12 protein-coding genes are annotated in these 12,702 nt (G+C 67.8%); 7 read left to right on the top strand and 5 right to left on the bottom strand.

Annotated features, from left to right (window positions below):
• Positions 1–17 precede the first annotated feature (17 nt).
• A complete protein-coding gene (locus tag ACFC0O_RS23530; RefSeq protein WP_375961222.1) occupies positions 18–464 on the top strand; it encodes a hypothetical protein in 447 nt (148 codons plus the stop codon).
• A 32-nt stretch (positions 465–496) separates the two neighbouring features.
• Here the strand turns inward: ACFC0O_RS23530 and ACFC0O_RS23525 are convergent, their stop codons facing one another.
• Positions 497–1,492 carry an o-succinylbenzoate synthase gene (locus tag ACFC0O_RS23525; protein ID WP_375961219.1) on the bottom strand — a complete coding sequence of 332 codons (996 nt, stop codon included), beginning with the start codon at positions 1,490–1,492 and terminating at the stop codon, positions 497–499.
• A gap of 1,044 nt (positions 1,493–2,536) precedes the next feature.
• Between ACFC0O_RS23525 and ACFC0O_RS23520 the strand changes: the two genes are divergently transcribed.
• Together ACFC0O_RS23520 and ACFC0O_RS23515 are read left to right on the top strand one after the other, a co-directional pair.
• Entirely contained in the window at positions 2,537–2,983 is a 447-nt protein-coding gene (locus ACFC0O_RS23520) for a hypothetical protein (protein WP_375961217.1), read from the top strand.
• 22 nt (positions 2,984–3,005) lie between these two features.
• Entirely contained in the window at positions 3,006–3,341 is a 336-nt protein-coding gene (locus ACFC0O_RS23515) for a hypothetical protein (protein WP_375961215.1), read from the top strand.
• Positions 3,342–3,350: 9 nt separating this feature from the next.
• On the opposite strand, the gene ACFC0O_RS23510 is transcribed toward ACFC0O_RS23515, so the two are convergent.
• Positions 3,351–4,520, bottom strand: a complete 1,170-nt coding sequence (locus ACFC0O_RS23510) for a thiolase family protein (RefSeq protein WP_375961213.1) — start codon at positions 4,518–4,520, stop codon at positions 3,351–3,353.
• A gap of 96 nt (positions 4,521–4,616) precedes the next feature.
• Between ACFC0O_RS23510 and ACFC0O_RS23505 the strand changes: the two genes are divergently transcribed.
• Positions 4,617–5,105, top strand: a complete 489-nt coding sequence (locus ACFC0O_RS23505) for a winged helix-turn-helix transcriptional regulator (RefSeq protein WP_375961210.1) — start codon at positions 4,617–4,619, stop codon at positions 5,103–5,105.
• A gap of 31 nt (positions 5,106–5,136) precedes the next feature.
• On the opposite strand, the gene ACFC0O_RS23500 is transcribed toward ACFC0O_RS23505, so the two are convergent.
• Positions 5,137–6,207, bottom strand: coding sequence for an ABC transporter ATP-binding protein (locus ACFC0O_RS23500; protein ID WP_375961208.1), 1,071 nt, complete (start codon positions 6,205–6,207; stop codon positions 5,137–5,139).
• Positions 6,208–6,331: 124 nt separating this feature from the next.
• On the bottom strand, positions 6,332–8,389 hold the full coding sequence (locus ACFC0O_RS23495) for a heavy metal translocating P-type ATPase (RefSeq protein ID WP_375961206.1): 2,058 nt from the start codon (positions 8,387–8,389) through the stop codon (positions 6,332–6,334).
• A 147-nt stretch (positions 8,390–8,536) separates the two neighbouring features.
• Here ACFC0O_RS23495 and ACFC0O_RS23490 point away from each other — a divergent pair, with 147 nt between their 5' ends.
• The 3 genes from ACFC0O_RS23490 to ACFC0O_RS23480 all read left to right on the top strand — a co-directional run bounded on the left by ACFC0O_RS23490 (position 8,537) and on the right by ACFC0O_RS23480 (position 11,945).
• Complete coding sequence (locus ACFC0O_RS23490; RefSeq protein ID WP_375961203.1) at positions 8,537–9,310, top strand: LLM class F420-dependent oxidoreductase; 774 nt, start codon at positions 8,537–8,539, stop codon at positions 9,308–9,310.
• A 140-nt stretch (positions 9,311–9,450) separates the two neighbouring features.
• A complete protein-coding gene (locus tag ACFC0O_RS23485; protein WP_375961201.1) occupies positions 9,451–11,223 on the top strand; it encodes an ABC transporter substrate-binding protein/permease in 1,773 nt (590 codons plus the stop codon).
• Positions 11,220–11,945, top strand: coding sequence for an amino acid ABC transporter ATP-binding protein (locus ACFC0O_RS23480; protein ID WP_375961198.1), 726 nt, complete (start codon positions 11,220–11,222; stop codon positions 11,943–11,945). Before ACFC0O_RS23485 ends, ACFC0O_RS23480 begins: the two co-directional genes overlap by 4 nt.
• Here ACFC0O_RS23480 and ACFC0O_RS23475 read toward each other — a convergent pair.
• The gene (locus tag ACFC0O_RS23475) at positions 11,942–12,670 is read right to left on the bottom strand and encodes a glycoside hydrolase family 25 protein (protein ID WP_375961196.1); all 729 of its coding nucleotides are present in this window, start codon (positions 12,668–12,670) and stop codon (positions 11,942–11,944) included. The two genes, ACFC0O_RS23480 and ACFC0O_RS23475, sit on opposite strands and share 4 nt — an antisense overlap.
• Between the last annotated feature and the right edge of the window lie 32 nt (positions 12,671–12,702).

Genomic DNA, 12,702 nt, shown 5'->3' with positions numbered 1-12,702 from the left:
ACACCAGAGGTGATCTCATGACCATTACCCTTGCCGAACTGACCTCCCGTACCGGTGTCGACGTCCTCGACCATCTGGAAACCCAGGTCGCGGTCCCGGCCGTAGCGGGCCTGCAAGCCCAGGGCGACCTGCTCGTCATCCCCATCGAGCTGGTCACCAATGTCCGCGTCCCCGACAATCGCTGGACCGAGGTCCCGCTCGCGGGCATCGAAATCGTCCGCGGCGCGGCCGGAGCCAACCCGCACGTCCTCGTCGCCGATCCCGGCGTCTGCCGCTGGACCACCCGAGTCGCTGATCCGGAGGGCCTGGCACTGGGCTGCCTCGACACCCGCGCCACCGCCTACCTGCTGCACCCCGAACACGGCGGCAGCGGTATCGCCCCGGGCCGCTACCTCATCCGCCGCCAGCGCGAACGCACCCTGACCACCTCCGGCAGCATGCGCAACGCCCTGATCGCCGACTGAGCACAACACCGCAACCGCGTTCGGCCACAGCGCTATGGCAGGAGCGCCGCTACCCGCTCGAGGCGCTGCCGCCACCACCGTTCCCGTTCCGGGTCCGGGTGGCGGTAGCGCTCCATCAGCTCCGGATCCGGCGTAGGCGGGGAGGCCGGAACGGTGAGATATCCGTCCACTGGGCGCAGTGATTCGCTCACCAGATCGCCGGTGAACAGCGAGAGCGTGTCCAGCCCGCACGCGAAGTCCAGCTCGGGAAGGGTTGCGGCCAAACGTATCTGGGCGGCGAGTCCCACGCTGCTCTCCAGCGCCGACGATACGATGGCAGGCAGCCCTGCGGCCTCGGCCACCTGAAGCGCGCGCCGTACCCCGCCCAGCGGCGTGCATTTGAGCACCGCGACATCCGCGGCACCCGCCACCGCGACGCGCATGGGATCCTCTGCGCGCCTGATGGATTCGTCCGCAGCAATACGCACATTCACCCTGCGCCGCACCTGCGCCAGTTCCTCGATCGTGCGGCAGGGCTGTTCGACGTATTCCAATCCCCCCGCGGCCTTGTCGATCAGCGTGATCCGTTCGACGGCGGTCTCCACATCCCACACCGCGTTGGCATCGATCCGCACCGCACCGCCGGGCCCGAGCGCCTCCCGGGTGGCGGCCACCCGATCCAGGTCTTCGGCAAGCGAATCCGGATGATCGGCGACCTTCACCTTGGCGGTCCGGCATCCCGAGGCCAGCACGATCTCCCGCGCCCGCTCCGGTCCCACCGCGGGCACGATGCAGTTCACCGGCACCCGATCGCGCACCGGCTCCGGCCATCCGGCGGTCGCCTGTTCGACGGCGGTCGCCAGCCATGCGGCCGCCTCCCGATCGTCATATTCGGCGAATGCGCAGAACTCACCCCACCCCTGCGGCCCGGGAATCAACATCCCTTCGCGCACGGTGATCCCGCGAAACCTGGTCCGCATGGGAATGGCGTAGACGATCGCGGCGTCGAAATCCGGAGCCCCGGCCGACTGAATGGCGTGGTCGTTCATCACCGCCGAGCCTACCCAGCCGCACCGTCGGCCGATTCGAGACCGCGCTCGACAGGGCCGGGTCGCGGCAGCCGACCGCGCTCCGGTGCGAAAGTCCCTGCTTCCCAGCGGAGATGGGCGCACACTGGTGCGGAAGTGCGGCGGGAATGACGCGAACCCGGCCCGATGTTGTCGGTCTGGACCCGCGTCGCGATAACAAAGTGGCGGCCGGGTCGCGACGCGGCGACAATGCCGGAAGTAATCGATCGACCGGGGGAGCCCATCAGCATGTACCCACCCAATGAACCGCGTCGGACCGGCCCGGACGGCAGCCCGCCGAATTCCGGCCCCGTCCCCGGCGACCCGGGCCAGACGCGGCGACAGGGTGGACCCGGCGACCCGCAGGGCGATCCGAACCAATCCCGAGGCTCGGGCGGCCAGAACTACCCACCCGGCCAGCTTCCGCCGCCGGGCCCCGGCGGTCCGCCGCCGCACGGCCCGGCAGGAGCTGGGCCGCAGCGCAACCCGGGCGGCCCCGGCCGACCGCCGGGACCGGGAGGCTTCGGCGGCCCGGGTGGACGCGGCGGCGCACCGGGAGCCGGTGGTCCGGGCTCGGGCGGCCCTGGCGGCCCAGGTTCCGGTGGCCCGGGAACTCCTGGGCCGGGCGGACCCGGTCAAGGTCGCGGGTCGGAAGATCCGGGTGCGCAACGCAACACCGGCGGGTCCGGACGGCCGCCGGGTCCGGTTCGGGGCCCGGGGGATCCGGCGTCGCAGCGGAATCCGGGCCGGGGCCCGGGTCCGGGAGGCTCGGGTGGGCCGTACGGGACGGGGCAGCATGCGCCGTGGGGTCCGGAAGGTCCGCTGTCACAGCCGGTTCCGGGTCCGGGGCACGGTGCACCGCAGGGATCCGGGCAGCCGTGGGGTCCGGAAGGTCCGGCGTCGCAACCTGTTCCCGGTCCGGGTTTCGGTCCCGGCGGTGGGAATCCGCCGTATGGATCGGGTCCGGGCGATCAGGGGCAGGGCGAGCCGGGGCAGCCGTACGCGCCCGCCGATGGCGAGGAAACCGTGCGCCAAACCCTGTCCAAGGGTGAGAAGGCCGGTGCTCGCCGCTCGAAATCGGCTGCCGCCGAAACGAATACTCCGGGTCCGAGGCCGCCCGTCAGCCGCAAGGACGCCGCTTTGGCCGCGGTGCTGTTCGCGGTCGATATCGCGATCGTGTCGCTGTTCTCCTATGACCTGTTCGGAAAAGCCTTCGGCCTGATCCGCAACCGCTGTACGGCCAAGAAGGATCTCTCGGTGCAGTGCACCGCGATTCGCCCCGGAGCCTCGGCCCTGTGGGGCCTGCTGATCGGTGGCGGCGGTATGTCCCTCGCCCTGGTCGCCGCGCTGGTGCTGGCGGCGGTGGCCGCCATGACCGGTCGCCGCGCCTGGTGGTGGACCCTGGCCGCACTGCCGATCATCGCGATCTGCGGCGGTATCGGCCACGTCCTGGTCGGTAACGCCGTCGGCTGACAAATCGCGGCATGCTGGAGGTATGGCGGAGTATTGGCGGCCGCCGGTTCGGCCGGTGGATCTTGTTGCTGCCGTGGTGATTTATCTCGCGGCGGTGGTTGCGGGGTGGGTGCTGGCGGCGTTCGTGCCGGATTATCGGGTGCTGGTCGGTGCGACCGGTGAGCACCGGTATCTGCCGTTCGCCTATTTCGTGGGGTGGTTCGGGATTGTGGTGACGCTCATGGTGATTCCGCTGTGGGTGCAGCGGGCGGTGCGATTGGGGCAGCGGGCGTGGCCTACCGCGCTGGTGGCCTTCCCGCTGCTCATCGAATCGTGGGTGTTGGGTTTGCTCACCGCGATTGTCGCGGTGTCCCTGTGACTTCGAGGGTCAGAGGCGTTCGTAGATGGTGGCGTTGGCCAGGCCGCCCGCCTCACACATGGTTTGCAAGCCGAACCGTGCGCCGCGGTCGTGCATGGCGTGCACGAGGGTGGTGGCGATTCGGGAGCCCGATGCGCCGAGCGGGTGGCCGATGGCTATCGCGCCGCCGTTGACGTTGACCTTGGACAGGTCCGCGCCGGTGTCGTGCGCCCAGGCCAGGACCACCGAGGAGAAGGCCTCGTTGACCTCGAACAGGTCGATATCGGAGAGTTGCAGGCCGCTGCGCTGCAATACCTTTCGGGTTGCCGGGATCACGGCGGTCAGCATGAGCAGCGGATCGTCGCCCGCTACCGCGAAGCTGTGCAGGCGCGCCAAGGGAGTGAGGCCGAGTTGGGCGGCCCGCTCGCTGGTCATGATCAACACTGCCGAGCTGCCGTCGTTGATCTGGCTGGCGTTGGCCGCGGTGATATTCCAGCCGATCTGCGGGAAACGGGCCGCCATCTCCTCGCTGTAGAAGGCGGGGCGCAGGATGCCGAGGGTTTCCAGGCTGCCGCCGAGGCGGATGCCCTCATCGGCGGTGAGTCCGGCCATGGGTGCGAGCTGGGCGTCGAACGCGCCGTCTTTGGTTGCGCGAGCGGCCTTCTCGTGGCTGCCGAGCGCGAATTCGTCGAGCTGGGCGCGGGACAGTCCCCATTTGGCGGCGATGAGTTCGGCGCTGATGCCCTGCGGAACCAGGCCCTCGGGATAGCGTTCGGCGAAGCCGACACCCGCGATGTCCTGTGCGCCGATGAGGTTGGCGCCCATGGGCACTCGGCTCATGGATTCGACGCCGCCCGCGACCACGATGTCGTACGCCCCGGCGATGACGCCCTGTGCGGCGAAGTGAATGGCCTGCTGGCTGCTGCCGCACTGCCGGTCGACGGTGGTGGCGGGCACGGATTCGGGATATCCGGCGGCCAGGACCGCGCGGCGGGTGAGGTTGCTGCCCTGTTCGCCGACGGCGGTGACGACACCGCCGATGACGTCGTCGATGAGTTCGGGATCGATGCCGCTGCGCCGGACCACTTCGCGCAGGCTGTGCGCGAACAGGTCGGCCGGATGCTGACCGTGCAGCGCGCCATTGGCCTTGCCCTTGCCGACCGGCGTACGAACCGCTTCGACGATGACTGCGTCTCTCATGGCTTTTCCTTTTCGGAGGAGCTGGCTTCATTGCCCTAAACCCAGGCTACGAGCTGGCCATAGTTGAGGCAAGTCAGCATGTGTATGATGTACGCCATGTCCGTCGTATTGGAAGGAAAGCTCAGGGACCTGAGCGCGTGGAAGCCCGAAGGGTGCTCCATCGCCAAGGCCCTCGATATCGTCGGCACCCGGTCGGCGATGCTCATCCTGCGCGAGGCCTACTACGGCGTCACCAGGTTCGACGGTTTCGCCACCCGCATCGGCATCACCGATGCGGCCGCCTCCAGCGCGCTGCGCAAACTCACTGATGCCGGACTGCTGGAGAAGCGCCCGTATCAGGAGGAGGGTAAGCGCACCCGGCACGAATACGTGCTCACCCCAATGGGTTCGGACCTACTGCCCGCCGTGCTCGCGCTGTGGCAGTGGGGTGATCAGTACCTCCAGGACGGCACCCCGCCGCTGGAGCGCGTGGAGGACGCGACCGGCGAACCGGTGCGCGTCGAGATCCGCTCCGCCTCGGGAAATGAAGTGCCACTGGAGAATCTGCGGGTCCGCGTGAACAAGAACTGGCGCCGCCCCGCGTAATGCGGTGCGACGCCAGTCGTTACGCCGGACGTCAGTTCAGGCGACGTCCGTCTTCGGGACCGAAGAAGTAGATGTGCTCAGCGTCCGTGGACAGGCTCAGCCGCGCGCCCTTGGCGGGCGGATTGCGCCAATCCGCGCGCGCCACAATGGTTTCCCCGTCGCCGAGGGTGCGGCCGTAGATGTACGCGTCGGAGCCGAGCTCCTCGACCACATCGACCTCCATGCCGATGCCCCGGCCGTCGGCGACCGGCTCCAGATGCTCGGGCCGCACGCCCACAACGATATTCGGCCCGGTGGCCCCGGCGACCGTGCGCGGCAGTTCGAGGCGATGCCCGCCGAGCGTTACCCCGCCGTCCTGAACCGGCAGCGTGAACAGGTTCATGGCGGGCGATCCCATGAATCCGGCCACGAACAGATTCGCCGGATTGCGGTACAGATCGCGCGGTGAGGCGCACTGCTGCAGCAGCCCGTCCTTGAGCACCGCGACCCGGTCGCCCATGGTCATGGCCTCGACCTGATCGTGCGTGACGTACACGGTGGTGGTGCCGAGCCGCCGCTGCAATTGCGCGATCTGGGTGCGGGTCTGCACGCGCAGTTTCGCGTCCAGGTTGGACAGCGGCTCATCCATCAGGAACACCTGCGGCTGCCGCACGATGGCGCGACCCATGGCCACGCGCTGGCGCTGACCGCCGGACAGCGCCTTGGGCTTGCGATCCAGGTACGGCTCGAGGTCCAGCAGTTTGGCGGCCTCGAGCACGCGCTGCTGCCGCTCCTCCTTGGCGACCTTGGCCATCTTGAGCGCGAACCCCATGTTCTCGGCGACGCTCATATGCGGGTACAGCGCGTAGTTCTGGAACACCATGGCGATATCGCGTTCCTTGGGCTCGGCGTGCGTGACATCGCGATCCCCGATGAGGATCCGCCCGTCACTCACCTCCTCGAGTCCCGCGAGCATGCGCAGCGAGGTGGACTTCCCGCAGCCGGACGGACCGACCAGCACCAGGAATTCGCCATCGGCGATCTCCAGATTCAGTTCGTCGACGGCGGGTGTGGCCGAGCCCGGGTACAACCGGGTGGCCTTGTCGAAAGTGACCGTAGCCATGCGAAACGCATCCCTTCACCGGCAGGAACGTGCCGGACGATCCGTAGTAGAGGGGTTGGACCCGAGCCGGGGGCTCGGGTCCTGGGCACGATATCAGCCGGTGAACGGCCCTGCCGAGCCGTGATCAGGCACCCGGGCGCGACTCGTGTTCGATGCCTTCGTGTTCGGCCCCGCGCTGGAAGCGGAGCAGCCGCAGGGCATTGGCGACCACGAGCAGGGTGGAGCCCTCGTGGATGAAGACCGCCGGGCCGATGGGCAGGCCGATCAGGGTGGCGGGGACCAGGCCCGCGACGATGATCAGGGCGACGGTCAGGTTCTGGCGGATGATGGCGGCGGTGCGGCGGCTCAGCGCGACCGCGAAGGGGAGGCGGCCGATATCGTCGGTCATCAGCGCCACATCGGCGGTTTCCAGGGCTACGGCGGAACCGCTTGCGCCCATGGCGATTCCGACCGAGGCGTTGACCATGGCGGGCGCGTCGTTGACGCCGTCGCCGACCATGGCGGTGCCACCGTTGGCACTGAGGCGGCCGATCATCTCGACCTTGTCCTCGGGCAGCAGGCCACCGTGCGCGGCATCGAGGCCGAGACCGTCGGCGACCGCGTCCGCGACGCGCTGATTGTCACCGGAGATGACGATCAGATCGGAAATGCCCAGTGCGCGTAGCTTTTCCATCACCGCGGCCGCTTCGGCGCGCGGGGTGTCCATGACGCCGACCACGCCGAGATACCTGCCACCGCGTCGCACGATCATGGTGGTGCGCCCGGCCGCGTGCAGCCGGTCGACGGTTTCGGCGATGGCGGCGGGCACCCCGTCCGGATCGATCTCGGCGAACATGGTGAGGTTGCCGATTTCGGTGGGACTGCCGTCGACCAGTGCGGTCACCCCGCGCCCGGTCACCGAATTCACCTGGGTGGCATTGGTTTCCGTCTCGGCTGGCACGAGCAGTTTCAGGTCGCGGGTGATGGCACTCGCGAGCGGGTGATCACTGAACGATTCCACCGCGAACAGGGCGGTGATGAGGTCATCGCGCATTTCCTCCCGCGCGGGTTCGATATCGGTGACCCGGGGCTGTCCCCAGGTGAGTGTTCCGGTCTTGTCGAAGGCCATGGACCGCACCCGGCCGAGCGATTCGAGCGGCCCGCCGCCCTTGGCGAGCACGCCCGCCTGTGCGGCGCGCGCGACTCCGGCCAGCACCGCGCTGGGCGTGGCGATGGCGAGCGCACAGGGGCTGGCGGCGACCAGCACCACCATGGCGCGATAGAAGCTGTCCGCGAACGGTTCGCTGAGAACGACAGCGCCGTAACCGATTACGGCGAGCACGCCGAGAATGACGGCGGGCACGTAGATCACCTGGAACCGGTCGATGAACCGCTGCGTCGGCGACTTCTGGGTGTCGGCGTCGCGCACCATGGCGATCACCCGCGCCAGGGTGCTGTCGGCGGACTTGCTGGTGACCATGATCTCCAGCACCCCGGAGCCGTTCAGGGTGCCCGCGAAAACGCGTTGTGATTCAGGTAGCGGGGTGCGGCTGGCGAGCGCGGCGGCCGGATCGTCCACGGCCCGCTTCTCCACCGGAATGCTCTCGCCGGTGACCGCGGATTCGTCGATGGCGCTCACGCCGGTGACCACGACGCCGTCCGCGCTGAGGCGCGAATTCGGCCGCACCACAACGATATCGCCGATCTCCAGATCCTCGACATCGATCTCGACGACGCTGTCCGGCCCGCGTCGCACCAGCGCGGTGCGGGGCGCGAGTTCGCCCAGCGCCTCGATGGAGCGCTTGGCCCGGCTCATGGCGTATTCCTCGAGCGCGTGGCCGAGGCTGAACAGGAACAGCAGTACCGAGCCCTCGGCCCATTTGCCGACCGCCGCCGCGCCGACGGCCGCGATCAGCATGAGGAAGTCGACCTCGAAGCGCCCGCGCCGCACGGTATTGATCGCGGTGCGCACGGTGAAGAAGCCGCCGAGCAGATAGGTGGCCCCGAACAGCGTGGCCGCGACCCACGGCGGGGTGTCCAGGAGGTAGCGGGCAACCATGCCGCCCGTATAGGTGACGCCGGAGCCGATGGCGAAGGCCATCTCCATGCGTGGTCCGAGCAGGCCGTGCCCGTGATCGCCGTCGCCCGCCGAGTGGCGGTCGGCACCGTTTGCGGTTCGCCGTTCGTTCGCCGTCGCGTTCATACCTGCCACGATAACATCAACACATGCGTATGTCTGCATGTATTTGGCGAGGGTATCCCGCCCGCGAGCTCGCGCGGCGGCCCGATCGGTACGGCGGTAGCCTCGGGAATCGGTACGAGAATCCAGTTCCACGAGAGGGAGAGCCACGTGAGCCGACCGGTTCGTATCGGAGTTCAGCTGCAACCACAGCACGCCCCCAACTACGGATTGATTCGCGACGCGGTGCGCCGATCCGAGGACGCCGGGGTCGACATCGTCTTCAACTGGGATCACTTCTATCCCCTGTACGGCGATCCCGAGGGCGCGCACTTCGAATGCTGGACGATGCTGGCCGCGGTCGCCGAACAGACCGAACGGGTGGAGCTGGGCGCACTCGTCACCGGCGGCGGCTACCGCAATCCCGAACTGCTCGCCGATATGGCGCGCACCGTCGACCACATCAGTGACGGGCGGCTCATCCTCGGTATCGGCGCGGGCTGGTTCCAGAAGGACTATGACCAGTACGGCTACGAATTCGGCACGGCCGGAAGCCGTTTGGCGCTGCTCAAGGAGAATATGGCGCGGCTGACCGACCGCCTGGCCAAATTGAATCCGCAGCCGGTGCGCGATATCCCGATCCTCATCGGTGGCGGCGGTGAGAAGAAGACGCTGCGCTTGGTCGCGCAGTACGCCGATATCTGGCACAGCTTCGCCGATCTCGACGTGCTGACGCGCAAGTCCGGCATCCTCGCCGAGCATTGCGCCGAGGTCGGCACCGAGGTGGCGAACATCGAGAAGTCGGTGGATTGGCCGGGCGCGGACAAGGCTCCCGATTTCGTGGCGCAGGGCGCGACCCTGTTCACCGTCGGCGTCGGCGGCCCGGACTACGACCTGAGCACCGTCGAACAGGCCATCGCCTGGCGCGACAGCCTCTCGGCCTGACCCGCCGCCGACGGGCGGTCCTGGACTCTCGTTGATGGCAAGTCTGGTTTTACCGGCCACCCCCACTAGGGTGGTTTGTCATGGTTTGCTTGCGTACGACCAGGTCCGGGCGGTCCGGCCGCCGACCTCGCATGCTGTCGATGGCGGGGGTGTTGCTGGTCACCCTGGGTGCGGTCACCCTCGGTGCCGGACCGTCGGCCGCCGCACCCTCCGGCGGGGATCTGTGTTCCCCGCCGGGCGTGGCCGCGGCCAGCGCGGCACCCACCAATCTGGCGTCGGGGCAGCAGTCCCCGAACTCGGATAAATACACGACCGCGACCACCGAACCGCTGGATCGCATCGATATCACCAAGCTGGGCCTGCTCACCCCGGGCAAGCTGAGCGTCGGCACCCTGTCCGACGCCCCGCCGAGCATCTGCCTCAATTCCAAGGGCACGTTCACCGGTTTCGACAATGAGCTGCTGCGCGCGGCCGCCGCCAAGATCGGCCTGCAGGTGGAGTTCACCGGCACCGATTTCGCGGGTCTGCTCGCACAGGTGGCCAATGGCCGTTTCGATGCCGCGTCGTCGAGCATCACCACCACCGACGCCCGCCGCAAGCTGGTCGGCTTCACCAACGGCTACGATTTCGGCTACTTCTCCCTGGTCGCCCCGAACGGCGGTGCCATCAAGGGCTTTTCGGATCTGAACAAGGGCACCCGCATCGGCGTGGTGCAGGGCACCGTGCAGGACGAGTACGTGGTGAACGAACTGCACCTGGATCCGGTGAAGTTCCCCGACTACAACACCGCGTACGCGAATCTCAAGACCGGGCAGATCGATGCCTGGGTGGCACCGTCGCAGCAGGCCATCGGCATTATCAAGCCGGGTGACGCGGCCTCGATCGTGCAGAACACCTTCAGCCTCAACAACTTCACCGGCTGGGCCGTGCGCAAGGACAATCAGCCGCTCACCGATGCGCTCAATGCCGGATTGGACGCGGTGATCGCGGACGGCACCTACGCCAAGCTGTACGAGGACTGGGTGCCGCGCGAGATTCCGCCGGGCTGGAAGCCGGGCTCCAAAGCCGTTGCCGCCCCGCAGCTCCCGGATTTCGCCAAGATCGCGGCCGAGCACGCCGGTGACAATGCCGGGCAGACCGCCGTGCAGCCGAAGTCCACGCTCGCGCAGTTGAAGGACACGTTCTTCGACTGGTCGCTGTACCGCAAGGCTTTTCCGGATCTGATCAAGACCGGTCTGCCGAATACCCTGATCCTGGCGCTGGTTTCGGGTGCGCTGGGCACCGTGATCGGCATGCTGCTGGCGGTGGCGGGCATCTCGCGCACCCGCTGGTTGCGCTGGCCCGCACGGGTGTACACCGATATCTTCCGCGGCCTGCCCGCCGTGGTGATCATCCTGATCATCGGCCTCGGCATCGGCCCGGTGGTCAAGAACATCACCGGCAACAATCCGTACTGGCTGGGTGTGGTGGCGCTGGCGCTGCTGTCCTCGGCGTATATCGGTGAGATCTTCCGCTCCGGCATCCAGTCGGTGGAGCCGGGTCAGCTGGAAGCGGCCCGCGCCATCGGGTTCGGCTACCGGCAGTCCATGTCCCTGGTGGTGATTCCGCAGGGTGTGCGCCGGGTGCTGCCCGCGCTCATGAATCAGTTCATCGCGCTGATCAAGGATTCCTCCCTGATCTACTTCCTGGGACTCCTTGCCACACAACGCGAATTGTTCGCGGTCGGCCGAGACCTCAACGCACAGACCGGAAATCTGTCGCCGCTGGTGGCGGCGGGCCTGATGTACCTGGTGCTGACGGTGCCGCTGACCCATCTGGTGAACTACATCGACGGCCGCCTGCGCACCGGCCGCGCCGAGAAGACGGTCGAACCGGTCGAACAGGCCGTCATCACGGAAGGGCGTGGAGCATGAGTGCCTCACTCACGGGTACCGGACTGCACGTGACGCTCGGCGGCAACGAGGTGCTGCGCGGGGTGGACGTGCACGTCGACGCGGGCAAGACCACCACCGTCATCGGCCCGTCCGGTTCGGGTAAGTCGACGCTGCTGCGGGTGCTGAACCGGCTGTACGAGCCGACCGAGGGTGACATCCTGCTGGATGGGAAATCCGTGCTGAAGGATGATCCGGATCAGCTGCGCCGTCGCATCGGCATGGTGTTCCAGCACTTCAACCTGTTCCCGCACAAGACCGTCGCGGACAATGTGGCGCTCGGCCCGCAGAAGCTGCACGGACTGTCCAAGGAGCAGGCGCGCACGCTCGCGCTGGAGCAGCTGGAGACCGTCGGGCTGGCGGGCAAGGCCGATTCCCGGCCCGCGAACCTGTCCGGCGGACAGCAGCAGCGCGTCGCCATCGCCCGGGCGCTGGCGATGAAACCCCAGGTCATGTTCTTCGACGAGGCGACCTCGGCACTGGACCCGGAACTGGTGAAGGGCGTGCTCGCGCTCATGGCCGATCTGGCCAAGGGCGGTATGTCCATGATCGTGGTGACGCACGAAATGGGCTTCGCGCGTTCGGTATCGGATCAGGTGGTGTTCATGGACCACGGCAGGGTCGTCGAAACCGGTACGCCCGAAGCGCTTTTCGATCAGGCGCAGACCCCGCGACTGCAGCAGTTCCTCTCGCAGGTGCTCTAGCTGCTGCCGAAGCTCGGCATATTCGCGAATCGGCCGAAATCGCCTTGGGCGCCGCTGTATACGTTCAGATCGGTGCCCCCGGCGATACCGGGCACATTGCCGGAATCGGTGTACTGCCAGAAGGTCCAGTTCGGCCAGCCGCCGGGCACCTCGGGGCCGTCGTTACCGCGGTAATCGGCGATCCACAGCGGGTACCTGGTGAATTCATTGCTGTCGGCCATGGCTGTCTGCCAGAACCGCGGGTAGGTGTAGATGATCGGCACGCGACCGGTCAACGCCTGCACCGTATTCAGGTACCGGTGCGTCCAGTCGATGAGCGCCGGTGCGGGCAGTCCGCCCGAATCCTCGAGATCGAGCACCGGCGGCAGATCCAGCGGCCCGTTCTGACCCAGCACGGTGGCCGCGTACAGCGCGGCCTGCGCCTCGGGCAGCTGGTTCGGGCGCGCGTAATGGTAGGTCCCGCGCGCCACCCCGGCCGCCCGCATGAGCAGGCTGTCCGGCACGAAGTACGGATTCACATAGTTGACGCCCTCGGTGGCCTTGACCATGGCGAAGTGATTGCCGGAGGCGCGCACCTCGAACCAATTGATCATGCGCCCGTCGAGATGCTGCCAGGACGAGACATCCGGCCCGCCCGCATCGGCCGCCGCGGGGGCGGCCGACATTGCCGTGAGAATGCTGGCCACCGCGAAAGTGGTCAGTGCCAACTTCCTTCGTCGAACCATGCCAGGGGACGCTATGTGGGCTTACGCACCCC

This window comes from Nocardia sp. NPDC056100, assembly GCF_042266325.1.
In the GTDB taxonomy this organism is placed as follows: domain Bacteria; phylum Actinomycetota; class Actinomycetes; order Mycobacteriales; family Mycobacteriaceae; genus Nocardia.
This window is presented reverse-complemented; position numbering and strand designations above follow the sequence as displayed.

Coding starts and splice junctions, on each gene's coding strand:
- ACFC0O_RS23475 (WP_375961196.1), bottom strand. CDS start 12,670: ATGGTTCGACGAAGGAAGTTGGCACTGACCACTTTCGCGGTGGCCAGC.
- ACFC0O_RS23515 (WP_375961215.1), top strand. CDS start 3,006: ATGGCGGAGTATTGGCGGCCGCCGGTTCGGCCGGTGGATCTTGTTGCT.
- ACFC0O_RS23525 (WP_375961219.1), bottom strand. CDS start 1,492: ATGAACGACCACGCCATTCAGTCGGCCGGGGCTCCGGATTTCGACGCC.
- ACFC0O_RS23530 (WP_375961222.1), top strand. CDS start 18: ATGACCATTACCCTTGCCGAACTGACCTCCCGTACCGGTGTCGACGTC.
- ACFC0O_RS23495 (WP_375961206.1), bottom strand. CDS start 8,389: ATGAACGCGACGGCGAACGAACGGCGAACCGCAAACGGTGCCGACCGC.
- ACFC0O_RS23505 (WP_375961210.1), top strand. CDS start 4,617: ATGTCCGTCGTATTGGAAGGAAAGCTCAGGGACCTGAGCGCGTGGAAG.
- ACFC0O_RS23510 (WP_375961213.1), bottom strand. CDS start 4,520: ATGAGAGACGCAGTCATCGTCGAAGCGGTTCGTACGCCGGTCGGCAAG.
- ACFC0O_RS23500 (WP_375961208.1), bottom strand. CDS start 6,207: ATGGCTACGGTCACTTTCGACAAGGCCACCCGGTTGTACCCGGGCTCG.
- ACFC0O_RS23480 (WP_375961198.1), top strand. CDS start 11,220: ATGAGTGCCTCACTCACGGGTACCGGACTGCACGTGACGCTCGGCGGC.
- ACFC0O_RS23485 (WP_375961201.1), top strand. CDS start 9,451: ATGGCGGGGGTGTTGCTGGTCACCCTGGGTGCGGTCACCCTCGGTGCC.